Annotated in this window: 12 protein-coding genes and 2 pseudogenes; 10 read left to right on the top strand and 4 right to left on the bottom strand. The window is 54.2% G+C overall.

Annotated elements, in window-relative coordinates; all coding sequences use genetic code 11:
- Positions 1–142 precede the first annotated feature (142 nt).
- From ACR0NZ_RS15655 to ACR0NZ_RS15645, 3 genes are all read left to right on the top strand, one after another.
- Positions 143–592 (top strand): phasin family protein, encoded by a 450-nt coding sequence (locus tag ACR0NZ_RS15655; protein ID WP_480520142.1) that lies wholly within the window; start codon positions 143–145, stop codon positions 590–592.
- A 57-nt stretch (positions 593–649) separates the two neighbouring features.
- Positions 650–1057 carry a universal stress protein gene (locus tag ACR0NZ_RS15650; RefSeq protein ID WP_209508050.1) on the top strand — a complete coding sequence of 136 codons (408 nt, stop codon included), beginning with the start codon at positions 650–652 and terminating at the stop codon, positions 1055–1057.
- 114 nt (positions 1058–1171) lie between these two features.
- Positions 1172–1627 carry a hypothetical protein gene (locus ACR0NZ_RS15645; protein WP_480520140.1) on the top strand — a complete coding sequence of 152 codons (456 nt, stop codon included), beginning with the start codon at positions 1172–1174 and terminating at the stop codon, positions 1625–1627.
- 143 nt (positions 1628–1770) lie between these two features.
- Here ACR0NZ_RS15645 and ACR0NZ_RS15640 read toward each other — a convergent pair.
- The 4 genes and pseudogenes from ACR0NZ_RS15640 to ACR0NZ_RS15625 form a co-directional block, all read right to left on the bottom strand.
- Positions 1771–3042, bottom strand: a pseudogene (locus ACR0NZ_RS15640) (IS3 family transposase).
- Positions 3043–3094: 52 nt separating this feature from the next.
- Positions 3095–3256, bottom strand: a pseudogene (locus ACR0NZ_RS15635) (transposase); the annotation flags it as partial.
- A 178-nt stretch (positions 3257–3434) separates the two neighbouring features.
- Complete coding sequence (locus ACR0NZ_RS15630) at positions 3435–4724, bottom strand: nucleotide disphospho-sugar-binding domain-containing protein (protein ID WP_480520138.1); 1290 nt, start codon at positions 4722–4724, stop codon at positions 3435–3437.
- Between the two features lie 7 nt (positions 4725–4731).
- Complete coding sequence (locus ACR0NZ_RS15625; RefSeq protein WP_480474650.1) at positions 4732–5655, bottom strand: GntR family transcriptional regulator; 924 nt, start codon at positions 5653–5655, stop codon at positions 4732–4734.
- Between the two features lie 178 nt (positions 5656–5833).
- Between ACR0NZ_RS15625 and ACR0NZ_RS15620 the strand changes: the two genes are divergently transcribed.
- The 7 genes from ACR0NZ_RS15620 (at position 5834) to ACR0NZ_RS15590 (ending at position 11691) form a co-directional block, all read left to right on the top strand.
- On the top strand, positions 5834–6904 hold the full coding sequence (locus ACR0NZ_RS15620) for a polyamine ABC transporter substrate-binding protein (protein WP_480520136.1): 1071 nt from the start codon (positions 5834–5836) through the stop codon (positions 6902–6904).
- A gap of 78 nt (positions 6905–6982) precedes the next feature.
- Positions 6983–7837: an ABC transporter permease gene (locus ACR0NZ_RS15615; protein WP_480520134.1), complete on the top strand. Its 855-nt coding sequence runs from the start codon at positions 6983–6985 to the stop codon at positions 7835–7837.
- The gene (locus ACR0NZ_RS15610; RefSeq protein WP_480520132.1) at positions 7837–8619 is read left to right on the top strand and encodes an ABC transporter permease; all 783 of its coding nucleotides are present in this window, start codon (positions 7837–7839) and stop codon (positions 8617–8619) included. The genes ACR0NZ_RS15615 and ACR0NZ_RS15610 overlap by 1 nt, the downstream gene beginning before the upstream one ends.
- A 44-nt stretch (positions 8620–8663) precedes the next feature.
- Positions 8664–9677 (top strand): ABC transporter ATP-binding protein, encoded by a 1014-nt coding sequence (locus tag ACR0NZ_RS15605; RefSeq protein ID WP_480520129.1) that lies wholly within the window; start codon positions 8664–8666, stop codon positions 9675–9677.
- A 24-nt stretch (positions 9678–9701) separates the two neighbouring features.
- Complete coding sequence (locus tag ACR0NZ_RS15600; protein ID WP_480474660.1) at positions 9702–10988, top strand: glycosyltransferase; 1287 nt, start codon at positions 9702–9704, stop codon at positions 10986–10988.
- A complete protein-coding gene (locus tag ACR0NZ_RS15595) occupies positions 10985–11350 on the top strand; it encodes a cupin domain-containing protein (protein WP_480520127.1) in 366 nt (121 codons plus the stop codon). The genes ACR0NZ_RS15600 and ACR0NZ_RS15595 overlap by 4 nt, the downstream gene beginning before the upstream one ends.
- Positions 11347–11691, top strand: coding sequence for a cupin domain-containing protein (locus tag ACR0NZ_RS15590; RefSeq protein ID WP_480520125.1), 345 nt, complete (start codon positions 11347–11349; stop codon positions 11689–11691). The genes ACR0NZ_RS15595 and ACR0NZ_RS15590 overlap by 4 nt, the downstream gene beginning before the upstream one ends.
- The last annotated feature ends 34 nt before the right edge of the window (positions 11692–11725 follow it).

Here is an 11725-nt window from a genome sequence, read left to right as displayed (position 1 = left end):
GAACCGATGTCGGAGAGATTGCGAGTGTCCCGTCGCAGCTTTAGCCGAAGGTCCTAAAAATAAGGGATATTGATCTGTATTAAGGCGAAAGCGCGCCGCAGGTGGCAAAATAGCTCATTCAGAAAATGCGGAGGAATTTTCGATGCCGACAAAGAAATCCAACACAAATAGCCCGACCTCACTTTTGGATGTTTTCAAGCAAATGCAGCCGCCCATTTCTGGCAATCCGGCCTTCGGTGCCCAGATCGAACAATTTTGGGACGCGCAAGAGAAATTGCTCGAAGAAACCGAGGCCTTTGCGCAGCATTGGTTCGAACGGCGTCATGAGGCGGTCCGGACGGCTCTAAAAGCTGCACGCAATGTGTCTTCCGCGAACCCGTCCGATCCTTCTAAAGCCTTTCAGAGCATGGCGGAGTGGCAGCGCCATTCGACGGAGCGGTTGGTTGCTGACGCTCAGGAATGGTTCGAAACCGTGTCCTGTTGTGCATCTTATGTCGCTGAAACCGAAGTTGAAGCTGTTGAGAAAACAGTTGATGATGTTGTAGCCGCTACAAAGGGCGCGGGGAAATCTTCAAAGTCTGAGCCTGTGTAGGTTTCCTGCTGCCGAGGAACCAAACTGGAATCATTGGAGCAGTAGATAGGAGGTCAAATGTACAAGAATATCCTGATCCCGGTTGCTCTGGACCAAGAATACGACACACAAGCGTCGTTTGAAGCCGCGCGCCAATTGGCTGATGCGGACGCTGTATTCACTGTGATACACGTCCAAGAGCCAATTCCGGCGTATGTAGGGTCTCAGATTCCCAGCGAAGTACTTGCCAATACGCGGCATGAAATCCTGGAAAACCTGCATCAGACAGCTTCTGAAATTCCAGGCGCGAAGGCTCGGCTCATCTCTGGGCACGCGGGTAGGGCTATTGTAGACTTCGCAAATGAGAGCGACGCGGATTGCATCGTCTTGGTTTCGCACAAGCCTGGTTTTGAGGACATATTCTTAGGTTCCACTGCGAACAGAGTCGTGCATCACGCAAGGTGTTCGGTTCACGTAATTCGTTGATCCAAGGTTAGCGACACAACCATATAACTGTATTCTACCGTAGGCTACATCCTATCATCCCGAACTAAACGCCATCTCCATTTTTGTATCGATAACCAAAAATGGAGTTGGGAAATGTCACAGTTTCGGAAACTGATTTCTCTTAGAGGAACGTATCCCTCCACTACAGCATCTACTCAAGATCTCTTTTTGCGTGCAGCTGACTTCGCAAGACGCAAAGACCACCCACTGTGGATCGATGTGAATGGCGTTTCGAAGGCATACGTTGCATTTGAGCAGGCTCTTGAAGATGCATTGATCAATGCAGCCTGCGAGACAAATGAAACTAGCCCAGAGAGATTACGCAAATTCTTCGGCGATTTCGTTTCGAAATTTGCCTTGGCTTGCCCTCGCGGGGAAGAGTTTTTGCCCGACATCGCTCGCGTCCTTTTTAAAGATAGCGAACTTAAAAATTCATTGGCTGCAACAGCTATATTGAAAGTTCGCGGCCGCGATTGCCAATTTCAGGAAGACTTTCATAGCGCCGGGCGCCAAGTCTATGGGGGCTACGATCCGCAGTTCGGACAGTGACGCAAGCGATGCAGTCTCTGGAACTACCTGCAAGTTACGTCGATTTATGGGTCATAATTTTATTGAAGTCGTTACTTGTGCGTTTCCAGACGGTTCAAAAGGGCTGAACCGCCTCGGTTTTCCCGGAGACCGATTACTCTGTTTCAGGCGGCTTTATCGGACTCATTGCACTGTTCATAGAATGTCTCCTCGGCTTCTACTGGCGAGATGTTTCCGATGGGTTGCAGCAGGCGGCGGTTGTTGAACCAGTCGACTCATTTGAGGGTTCCCCATTCGACAGCATCGGCGGTTTTCCACAGCCCTAACCGGTGGATGACCTCGGCTTTGAACAGGCCGATGATCGTCTCGGCCAGAGCATTGTCGTAACTGTCGCCGGCGCTACCGACCGAGGGCTCTATCCCGGCCTCGGCCAGCCGCTCGGTATAGCGGATCGACACATATTGGCTGCCCAGGTCGCTGTGATGGATGAGATCGTCACCTAGTCGCCGTTCATAGAGCGCCTGTTCGAGGGCATCCAACACGAACAGGGTCTGCGGGGAACGTGACGCTCGCCAGCCAACGATCCGGTTGGCGAAGGTGTTGATCACGAAGGCCACATAGACAAATCCCTGCCAGGTCGAGACATAGGTGAAGTCACTGACCCGGAGCGTGTTTGGGGCCGGTGCCCGGAATTGCCGGTTCACCTTGCCGCGCGGGCATGGCAGTGCCTTGCCCGGCCGCGTTGTTTTCTGGGCCTTGCCGCGAACAACGCCCTGTATGCCCAACTGTCGCATCAGCCGTTCCACCGTGCAGCGTTCCACATCGAAGCTTTCGCGGCGCATCTTATGCCAGACCTTGCGCACCCCGTAGACCTTGAAGTTCTGATCCCACACCCTGTGCACTTCGCGCCGCAGGACGGCATCCCGTTTGGCGCGGTCAGATGCACGATCCGGATCACGGACAACGGCCAGATGGTCGTAGAAGGTCGAAGGGGCGATCGGCAAAACCCGGCAGATCGGCTCGACCCAATACTCGGCCCGGTGATCGCCCCCTCTCGGGACATTGCGTCCCGCAATGCCTAGCCGGGCAGTGGATATACCCGATCATCGTTTCAGTGGGCGGTCGAGCTCCGCCTGAGCAAGATACGCGCTGGCCTTTTTTAGGATCTCATTGGCCTGACGCAGCTCCCGCACTTCGCGTTCCAGTTCCTTGATCCTGGTCCGCTCTTCCGACGTCACACCATCCCGGCGGCCAAGGTCAGTTTCCTCCTGCTGAACCCAACGCCGCAATGTGTCCCGGCCACAGCCGATCTTCGGCGCAATCGCCTTGATCGCTGCCGCCTGACTCTCATAGCTGCCTTGATTGTCGAGCACCATCCGCACGGCCCTTGCGCGTGTCTCAGGTGAATAGTGGTTCGCTCTGTTGTCTCTTTCCATGGCTCCAATCCTTCCTCGATTTGGAGCCTCCGGAAAACTCGGAGCGGTTCAACGGTCGGCCAGTCGAATTATAGAACAGAACAAGGTGTCGACGGATATCAGACAGTTCGACGAACCGGTCTATACCTCGAAGAATATGGTCTTGCGGAACATGATCCTCAATCGAGAATTCGTAGAACAGTGACCCTTGTGTATGCTGCCTTGGCCCCATCATCGCTCATTCTCCCGTTCAGTACGGACATTGAATCAGCGACTTGTGCCTCAATCAACGAAGAGTTTTTCGCCAGAATAAGCCCAAAACCGACACTTTAGGTTCAGTGACTACGAGTTCGTTGCGATGTTCCCTTCCATCCTTAATTACAAAACGGATGACCGACGGGACAAAACTAGATTCAGTTAGGTTTTACACAATCCAGAATTTTCTGAGCAGCTAACTGAACCGACTTTCTCAACCGCATGAACTCTGAGTTCGCAGCCAGCCGGGCCTTTAGCTCCGCGTCCCCAAGTAGTCGGTTAATCGCATTCTCCAACTGCTCCGGCGTCCAATCCCACCGATTTAACCTGAGTCCGACACTGGTTTCAACTGCTCGCTGGGCGTTATCGTGCCCGTCCCAGCAATAGGGGAGGATCAGCGACGGGGCCCCGAAATACAGCGCTTCGCAAAAGCTGTTGTTACCGCCGTGGTGAATAAACAGATCGCATTGTTCAACCACGGAAGGCTGCGGGAACCATTCCTGCAGATGAACATTGTCTGGTACTCTGGAATAGGCATCGATCTGGGCCCCGACATTGACCAGAAACCTCATGTCCATTGTCTTGAATACGTCGAACAGGCTTTCAAAGAATGTGACATCCATAGCACCCAGGCTACCAAAACTCACATACACCAGAGGCCCGTCGTTACGGGGCATCTGAGGTACACGGTAGGGACCTTCTTGGCGTACGCAGCCTTCGAGAAAGGTGAATTGTCCAGGACTCAGCGCCTGATCACGATCGTGGCGAATTATCGATGGCGCCAAAAGAAGGTTTTGATGCGGTGATGTTTCTAGGAACTCACCATTAGGCAATAGCTCAAGTCCCCGATCCTTGCGAAATTTGTTGTAGCGAGCATGAATTGGGCCAAGGGTCTCCAGGTACTGGTCCCGGAATGCCGCGCACCCGGCTACGTCAGATGCCGGCAGGCCGGACAGGTACGGCGGTAGGCAGTTGTCTGGCAACTCGGTTTCCGCGCAAGAAATGACCCTGACCCATGGGCGCTCGGATCGTACGATGGCTGGGAACATGATGACGTTGTCGAGAACGACGACATCCGGGTTGATCCGCTCTAGCGCCGTTTCCAACCCCTGCTCAACCGATTCCGCAGTCTCGACGATTGCGCTCCAAACGGGCTCTACATAGGTGGCCAGTTGGTCAGTTGGGAGCATGCTAAAATGCGGTAGGTGATGACTCAGGAATTCCTGCCAATAGGTCTGGGTTTCCTCTTCTGTCAACTTTGATTGAACTGGGACGGCGAACTCGTCAAAACCGTAATCTGCGAATACGCCACCAAAGCCACCGTGGGTCAGGAAAACGGGGAGTGCGCCCATTGCGCGAAGCTCCTGAGCGATCCCCACACAATTCAGTGCAGCCCCAAAACTAGCTTCAGGGAAAAAAGCGATTAAAGGTGCTTCCTCGCGGTTCATCATTCACTCATCGGATTGACCCACGGGTCGCTTGGACAAGCGCCGGCGCGCCACGATTGGCGACGCTGGGTCTTTGGTTCATTGAAAGCCGCAAATGAACCCTCATCTGATCCGCCGCAAGATCGAAATGACCCTGCTCGATGAAATCAAGTATGCGCAGATGTTCCTCAAGCGCCTGCCTCATCCGAAAGTCGATCATACCGAACGATCCGCCTGGCAGGTGGCGCAACCCATGATGGGCAATGAGAGCAGAAGCTAGATACTGGTTGCCGGACGAACGAGCGATAAGCTTGTGAAAGGCAAGATCCGCGTCTTGGAATTCCTGGCTGTTGAAGGAGTTTTCCGACTGCGCCAGAAGCGCTTCGGTTTGGGTGCGGACCAGATCGGCGCGCTTGGTGTCCAACTTGAAACCGTCGGACAGAATGGCCTGCGGTTCCAGTATTAGACGAAATTCGTAGCTCTCAATCCGTCCTGAACGGTCTCCGGGCATGCGAGTGAACACCCAGGATTGGCCTTCGGCTTTCTGAATCACGCCTTGGGCTAGGAGAGCTTCGAGCGCACGCTGTGCAGCGCTGCGGGAAACTGAATATCGCCGGATCAGGTCTGTGACATTGATGGCGCCGTCCAGGCGTCGGGCTCCGCGATCTCGTAGGATGTCACCAGCGAGATCGGCACCTGCTCCAACCGAATGCTGGTTGAGTATCGAATGCCCCTTTTCGGGTTCGCATTCTAGGACAAACCCACCTTCTGCCGCTTTGCGTGCCATCCCCTCTTTTTCCAGTAGCCTCAATGCGGATCTAACTGGAGTGCGAGAGACGCTGCACGAATCAGCAAGGGTTTTTTCCACCAGCCTGTCGCCCTGATGCAGGTCGAGATCCATCGCAACGTCCAGTATTTTTTGAGCAAGTTTCAAGTGTTTGCTTGGCGACATAACAAGGCGGCTTTCGTCATGCTTAATTAATATACAATAAAAACGGTACTTTAAATGTCTTCACCGGGCCACACAAAAATGATTCAAAAAATTGTTGAGTTTTATTTAATCAAAAAATACCGTGATTGCATCACATATCTCGCCCCAGAAGCGAGCGCGGATGTCAAGGGAGGAAGACATGACCAGCAAGTTCACCAATTCGTTCCGTTTGCCATTTGCTTGGCTCACAGCCGGGGCGGTTTGCGCTCTCAGCGTATTCGCCGGAGCGGCCCAAGCAGAAAAAATCGTGATCTCGAACTGGGACGGTTACATGCCGCCGGACCTGCTGGAGAATTTCACCAAGGAAACCGGAATCGAGGCCGAGCTTTCGGTACATGGCACCAACGAAGAAATCATGGGCAAAGTCGTAGCCGGTGGGGGCAAGGGCTATGACGTTCTTTTCGTCTCGTCGCCATTTGCCGAAGCATTAAACAACTTGGGGCTGGTGGCTGCTATCGACCACGATAAGGTTCCGAATGCGTCCAACTTGTATGACGAAGCTAAAGAACTGGCTCATGATCCGGGCAACAACTATTCAATGCCATACGCTTGGGGCACGACGGGCTTATGCTACCGGTCAGACCTGATGGCAGAGCCGACTTCGTGGAATGATCTGCTCAAACCCTCTGATGACCTGAAAGGCAAAGTAACAATGCTTTCGACGGATCGTTGGCTGATGGGGGCTGCCGCGCTAGCCCTCGGAAAGTCGCTGAACGATACGTCGGATGAGACGTTGGCGGCTGCAAAGGACCTGCTGGTTGCGGCGAAGCAGGATCTGCTGGCCTATGACGATGCAACTTTTTATCTGAAGTTGGTATCGGGCGAGGCAACGATGGTTCACGCCTGGGATGGCTGGTGTAACTACGGCATCGGTGAGAACGCAGACATCAAGTATACGATCCCATCAGAAGGATCGGATCTGTGGGTAGATGCGCTAGTCATCACGGATGCATCTGAAAACAAAGACGCGGCGCATGCCTTTGTGAACTATGTCTTGGGCGCGGATGTCGGTGTCTGGGTTGCCAGTAATATCCTTTACAAAACGCCGAACAAAGCTGCGATGGAGGCGCTGGACCCGTCCTTGATAGAAACCTTCCCGAACATGGGAATGTCGCCTGCAGACCTTACCAAGTACGAGCAGTTGCGCGATCTCGGCAACGGCCAGAAACCCTTTGCACGTACTGTGACCGAAATTATGGCCGCACAATAAGTGATCAAACCCTGAGCAAAACCCGACCCGAACAAAGGGTCGGGCCGATACGATATCACTCCACAGATTGCCAAGTATATGACCAATCGACTGAAATCGGTGATCTTGCTGGGGCCGGGCCTGGGTTGGCTTGCGCTTCTTATGGTGGTGCCGTGTGGTCTTATTTTTACCTATGCGTTCTTTGAACGCGGTATCTATGGCGGCATCGACTACGTCTTTACGTTTGAAAATTTTGTGCGGGCCGCCGACCCACTATACCTCGGAATCTTCCTGCGCTCGGCCAAGATTGCATTTCTGGCCACCATAATCGCGATCCTTATCGCCTATCCGGCGGCCTATGCCATCACGCTGACACCGCGCCGTTGGCAGACCGGTTTGCTGATCTTGGTGATCCTGCCGTTCTGGTCCAACTACCTAATCCGGACTTACGCCTGGATCGTGATGCTGAACCGCGAGGGCTTGATCAATAATACTCTCCAGAGGGCAGGCTTGATCGATGAGCCGCTGTCTCTGCTTTATAACAATTTCGCGGTGATCGTTGGACTTGTCTACAACTACACCCCCTTTGTGGTTCTGGCGATCTATTCATCGCTGAACCGCATAAATGTCGAAACCATAGAAGCCTCGGAAGATCTTGGAGCGCCCGCTTGGATCACTTTCTACCGGGTGATACTGCCACAGACCGTTCCCGGCATCGCGGCAGGTGGTGTTTTTGTTTTTGTGCTGTCGATCGGTAATTTCATAACGCCCGATTTGCTTGGTGGCGGGCGACTTCAGATGGTTGGAAACCTGATCTATGACCAGTTCCTGAGCGCCCGCGACTGGCCGTTCGGAGCAACGCTGTCGATGTTCCTGATTGCGATTATGATGGGGCTTTTGTTCGCACAGGCGGTATTGGCCAATCGCGCAGCGGGACAGAGAGGGCAGGACTGATGCGGGGCCGATCCAACATGGGCCTGAAGCTGCACCTGGTATTGTTTTATACCTTTCTCTATGTGCCGATCCTTGTGCTCATGGCGCTAAGCTTTAACCGGGCCGGACTTCCAACTGTATGGACCGGGTTTTCGTTGGAATGGTACGGCAAGTTGTTTGCCGCGGATCCAATACTGTCGGCGGCGCGCAACACGCTAATCGTGGCCTTAATCTCGACCGTTCTGGCGACATTAATCGGCACGCTTTTGGCGGTCGGTGTCGAAACACGGCGTAATTCTTCAGTTCTAGACGCGGTTCTGTTCGCGCCGATGATCATCCCGGACATAGTTTTGGCCATCGCGCTGTTGTCCTTTTTCACTCTGCTCAACATGACGCTCGGGCTTCATTCGATCATTCTGAGCCATGTCGTGTTCAACATTGCGTTCGTTGTCGCCGTGGTGCGAACGCGGATGCGCAATTTCGACCATTCGATACTTGAGGCCAGTGCCGACCTTGGGGCCAGCGAATTCACCACCTTTCGTCGCATTCTGCTGCCCGCCATCGCGCCGGGGGTTATTGCTGGGGCGCTGCTGTCTTTCACCCTGTCTGTGGACGAATTCATTATTGCCTTTTTCACCGCCGGTGCCGGGCAATCCTCGACCACGTTGCCGATGCAGATCTACGCAATGATCCGATTTGGCGTCACGCCGGAAATCAACGCGATGGCTACCATCGTCATGTTTGTATCGTTCACGCTGGTCTTCTTCGCGCAGCGTGCCGACAAAGAGGTTTTCAGCCGATGAACCAAGCGATTCAACTCAGGAATATAACCAAGAGATACGGTTTGGTGACTGCGATCGACAACGTTTCGCTGGATATTCGCGACAACGAATTTTTTGCACTTCTGGGCCCATCGGGTTGCGGCAAGACCACACTGTTGCGGACGCTGGCCGGGTTCGAAACACCACAGGAAGGACAGGTAATCGTTGCCGGGCAGGACGTGACAAATATACGCCCCAGCAGGCGGCCCCTGAACCTGATGTTCCAGTCCTATGCCTTGTTTCCGCACATGAGCGTCGAAAAAAACATCGCCTATGGGTTAGAAATGGAGAAATTGCCCAAGGACGAAATCGCAACGCGAGTGGCCGAGGTTCTCGAAAGTGCGAAACTTTCGGGCTTCGCAGAGCGCAAGCCGGATCAGCTTTCCGGTGGGCAGCGACAGCGGGTTGCTTTGGCGCGCGCGCTGATCAAAAGGCCAAAGGTCCTGTTGCTGGATGAGCCCCTTTCAGCTCTGGACAAGAAACTGCGAGAAGAGATGCAGCTGGAGCTCAAACGGTTGCAGCACGAGGTAGGGATTACATTTCTGATTGTGACCCATGACCAGGAAGAGGCCTTGGTCATGGCCGACCGGATCGCTGTCTTGCATGACGGTAAGCTGGCGCAGGTCGGTACTCCTCACGAGCTCTACGAACAACCCGGATCGCGCTTTGTTGCAGATTTTATCGGCGTGATGAACTTTCTGGACGGAAACGCCGTCGACGGCGGTGTCGATGTCGACGGGGCGGGAATGCTGAGGGGTGTTTCCGAGCTGCGCGGTGCTGCCACAATTGCTGTGCGCCCGGAACGGGTCAACCTGATGCAGACCGCCCCTCAAGATGGACGCAACTGCCTTCCCGGCATTGTCGAAGAAGTCGCCTATCACGGGTCAGACCTGGGTGTGCATGTACGCGTTCGCGGCGGGAGGAGCATCCTTTCCGCCCGTGTGCCCGCTAGCCAAGCCGACCGTGAAAGTATCCAGCCGGGTAAGGATGTCCACTGCGTATGGGACGCCAAACATTCCCGCATCCTGCCCATCTGCTAAGCCAAATCTAACCGGAGACCTACAATGTCACAGAAAACCATCGCCTTCTTCCCCGAAGCTGCCTTTGGCCCTGCGCTGAATTCGGTTGGCATCGCGCAGGCCTGCGAGAAACTGGGCCATAAGGCCGTATTTCTAAGCGATCCCGGCTTTGTCGAGGTATATGAAGGTTATGGGTTTGAGGCGCATCCTGTTGCCCTGTCCGAGCCGATGGAACCCGAGGCGATGGCAAAGTTCTGGGAAGATTTCATCAACGGTCACATCCCAAATTTTCGCAAAAGCCCGATTGACCAGATCGATAACTACGTAAAGGATTGCTGGGAGGCGATCGTCGACAGCGCAAAATGGGCGCAAAAAGATCTGCCCGAGGTACTGGCAAAAATCAAACCAGATATGATCTGCGTGGATAATGTCATTATGTTCCCAGCCATCAAGCAGTTCGGCGTACCGTGGGTGCGGATCATCTCATGTTCCGAAAACGAAATCCCAGACCCGATTGTGCCGCCGCACTTATCGGGCTGCCGGGTGGATGACCGCGAGGGCATGGAGGCCTATGAGGCAAAGTTCCACGAGGTGATCAAGCCGATCCACGACGACTACAATGCGTTCCTGGCCAGATGCAACGAAGACGCCTATCCGATCGGAGAGTTTTTCGAAGCGTCGCCCACAATGAACCTTCTGCTTTATCCCGAGCCGGCAAAGTACGAAAGGCAGAACCCACTGGACCCGAACAGGTTCCAGTATCTCGAAGGTTGCGTGCGCGAAGAAGAACCCTTTGAGGTGCCAACGTTTAAGTCCAACAATGACAAACCACTTCTCTATGTATCTTTCGGGTCGCTTGGCGCAGGTGACACCGACCTGCTAAAGAGGATCATTTCGACCATTTCCAAGTTGCCCTACCGGGCGCTCGTAAATGTCGGGGATTACATGGACGAATACACAGACATTCCCGACAACGTGCACATACAGAGCTGGTATCCCCAGCCTTCGGTAATTCCACAGGTTGACGCGGTGATACATCATGGCGGTAACAACTCGTTCACCGAGTGCCTGTATTTCGGCAAAGCAGCAATCATCATGCCCTATGTCTGGGACGGCCACGATAACGCCACTCGTGTTCAGGAAACAGGCCACGGGTTCGGGTTTCACCGATACGACTGGACCGATGATGAATTGGCTTTTGCCCTCGACAAATGTATCAACGATCCAGGAATGCAGGCGAAGATGGCGGCAACCTCTGCTCACATGCAGTCACGGCATGGTCCGACCAAGGCAGCTGGCATTCTCGACGACATCCTGAAAGCCGCGGAATGAGCAGCGCCCCGCATCTTTCCGAAATCTCGACCCGCACCGACCTTACGGACTGGGGGTTACAGCCGGACATGATTGAAGGCCAGTCGCATTCATCGGGCTTGCTGGTTCACAAAGGCCCGGACAATCGGCCGGAGATCGGCGCATGGGTCTGTACTCCAGGCCGTTGGCGCCTAACGATCCCGCGTGACGAGTTTTGCTATTTTGTGCAGGGCCGCGCGGTGTATCGGTCGGATGCAGGCGAAAGCATCGTAATCACGCCCGGAACGGCCGTACTATTCCCCGCAGGTTGGGTAGGGGAATGCACGGTCGTGGAAACATTGCGCAACACTTACTACCTAACGGATCGCGAACCTGAATCATGACCACGCCAAGTATGCAAAACCCGCTCCAGCAGACTGACCTTGTCGATTGGGGGGTAATCCCGACGATGATTGAAGGGCAATCCCGCACGTCGGGAAAGCTGATCCACAAGGGGCCTGACGGCCAGTCCGAATGCGGCCTTTGGGTCTGCACTCCCGGTAAGTGGGAATGTCACGTCACCAAGGACGAGTTCTGCCACTTTCTGGAAGGCCGCTGTACCTATGTCCATGAAAACGGAGAGGTAATTGAGATTACGCCCGATACGGCGGCCTTTTTTCCGCAGGACTGGAAAGGCGTATGCACTGTCCACGAGACGGTCAAGAAAGTGTACATGATCCGCTAACGGCGCAATGCCTGTTAAACAAGGGGGCTGCCCA

The organism is Ruegeria sp. AE3 (assembly GCF_056542225.1).
Note: the sequence above shows the minus strand (reverse complement) of the source record. Positions and strands in the feature narration are given on the sequence as shown.

What these genes read in the sequence shown, in the direction of transcription:
- ACR0NZ_RS15655 (WP_480520142.1), top strand. Translation starts at nt 143, where the DNA reads ATGCCGACAAAGAAATCCAACACAAATAGCCCGACCTCACTTTTGGAT.
- ACR0NZ_RS15590 (WP_480520125.1), top strand. Translation starts at nt 11,347, where the DNA reads ATGACCACGCCAAGTATGCAAAACCCGCTCCAGCAGACTGACCTTGTC.
- ACR0NZ_RS15630 (WP_480520138.1), bottom strand. Translation starts at nt 4,724, where the DNA reads ATGAACCGCGAGGAAGCACCTTTAATCGCTTTTTTCCCTGAAGCTAGT.
- ACR0NZ_RS15650 (WP_209508050.1), top strand. Translation starts at nt 650, where the DNA reads ATGTACAAGAATATCCTGATCCCGGTTGCTCTGGACCAAGAATACGAC.
- ACR0NZ_RS15600 (WP_480474660.1), top strand. Translation starts at nt 9,702, where the DNA reads ATGTCACAGAAAACCATCGCCTTCTTCCCCGAAGCTGCCTTTGGCCCT.
- ACR0NZ_RS15645 (WP_480520140.1), top strand. Translation starts at nt 1,172, where the DNA reads ATGTCACAGTTTCGGAAACTGATTTCTCTTAGAGGAACGTATCCCTCC.
- ACR0NZ_RS15620 (WP_480520136.1), top strand. Translation starts at nt 5,834, where the DNA reads ATGACCAGCAAGTTCACCAATTCGTTCCGTTTGCCATTTGCTTGGCTC.
- ACR0NZ_RS15610 (WP_480520132.1), top strand. Translation starts at nt 7,837, where the DNA reads ATGCGGGGCCGATCCAACATGGGCCTGAAGCTGCACCTGGTATTGTTT.
- ACR0NZ_RS15625 (WP_480474650.1), bottom strand. Translation starts at nt 5,655, where the DNA reads ATGTCGCCAAGCAAACACTTGAAACTTGCTCAAAAAATACTGGACGTT.
- ACR0NZ_RS15595 (WP_480520127.1), top strand. Translation starts at nt 10,985, where the DNA reads ATGAGCAGCGCCCCGCATCTTTCCGAAATCTCGACCCGCACCGACCTT.
- ACR0NZ_RS15615 (WP_480520134.1), top strand. Translation starts at nt 6,983, where the DNA reads ATGACCAATCGACTGAAATCGGTGATCTTGCTGGGGCCGGGCCTGGGT.